This window comes from Streptomyces sp. NPDC004658 (assembly GCF_040609555.1).
Taxonomy (GTDB): domain Bacteria; phylum Actinomycetota; class Actinomycetes; order Streptomycetales; family Streptomycetaceae; genus Streptomyces.
This window is the reverse complement of record NZ_JBEXKG010000436.1, coordinates 1-1,082: the sequence shown is the minus strand read 5'-3', so window position 1 is coordinate 1,082 and position 1,082 is coordinate 1. Positions and strand designations below refer to the sequence as shown.

At 69.9% G+C, this 1,082-nt stretch carries 2 pseudogenes; one reads left to right on the top strand and one right to left on the bottom strand.

The annotated features are described in order from the left end of the window. Positions 1-361 (bottom strand): annotated as a pseudogene (locus ABZV94_RS41965) (amidohydrolase); the annotation flags it as partial. A gap of 144 nt (positions 362-505) precedes the next feature. On the opposite strand from ABZV94_RS41965, the pseudogene ABZV94_RS41960 reads away from it, so the two are divergent. After that, a pseudogene (locus ABZV94_RS41960) lies at positions 506-1,030 on the top strand (AMP-binding protein); the annotation flags it as partial. Between the last annotated feature and the right edge of the window lie 52 nt (positions 1,031-1,082).

The following is a 1,082-nucleotide window of genomic DNA, read 5'->3' as shown; positions in this document are numbered from 1 at the left end:
CGCTCGCCTCGACGTGGTTGAGGTCCATGTCCTTCAGCCGCTCGACGGGGTCCCAGCAGCCGGGCCGCATCTCCGCCCGGGTGATGCCCTCCAGCGTCATGTCGTCGCGGTCGAACCCCACGGCGGCGATGTTGCGCTTGTACGGGAACTTGAGGTCCTCGTAGATCCACCAGTCGGTCGGCGGCCCGTCCGGGTCCATCGTGATGACGTACTTGCCACCGGTGTACGCGAGCTCGCCTATGCCCGCGGTCAGGGGCTGCGGCCCGCGCTCGCGGTACTTGGCGGGCAGCCAGGTCGAGAAGAGGTGCGGCGGCTCGATCACATGGTCGTCGACGCTGACGATCCGAGGCAGTTCCGTCATGGTGTCCCCTTCGGCGCACACGTTTCTGATGACCCGTCAGATTGACGTCGCCCACAGGCTAGCCCCGCACCCCTGGACCGACAAGGCACAGCGCTCTACGCTCTCCGCACGATCTGACTACCCGTCAGCTGTGAGGGGTTCGCCGTGAACGAGACCGCACACGCCCTGGGTGCATCGGGCACCTTCTGGGAGCTCATCGAACGCCGGGCCGCCCTGACTCCGGAGCGGCCCTTCCTGATCCAGGACGACCGCACGCTCACCTTCGGCGAGTTGCGCACCCGTGCCGAGCGCGTGGCGGCGGGCCTGTACTTCATGGGCGTACGCCCCGGCACGGTCGTCGCCTGGCAGCTGCCGACCCGGCTCGAAACGGCGTTGCTGTCCTTCGCGCTGGCCCGGATCGGGGCGGTGCAGACGCCCGTCATCCCCTTCTACCGCGACCGCGAGGTGGGCTTCGCGCTGCGCGAGTCCAAGGCGGAGTACTTCGCGGTACCGGGCACGTGGCGCGGCTTCGACCACACGGCGATGGCCGCCCGCCTGTCGGCGGACCTCGTGGTCTTCGAGGCGTACGACACCCTGCCGGACGGCGACCCGGCCATCCTGCCCCCGCCGCCCTCCGACGGCACGGCGGTGCGCTGGATCTACTGGACCTCGGGCACCACGTCCGACCCGTAGGGCGTCCTGCACACCGACCGCAGCCTGATCGCCGGCGGCTCCTGCCTCG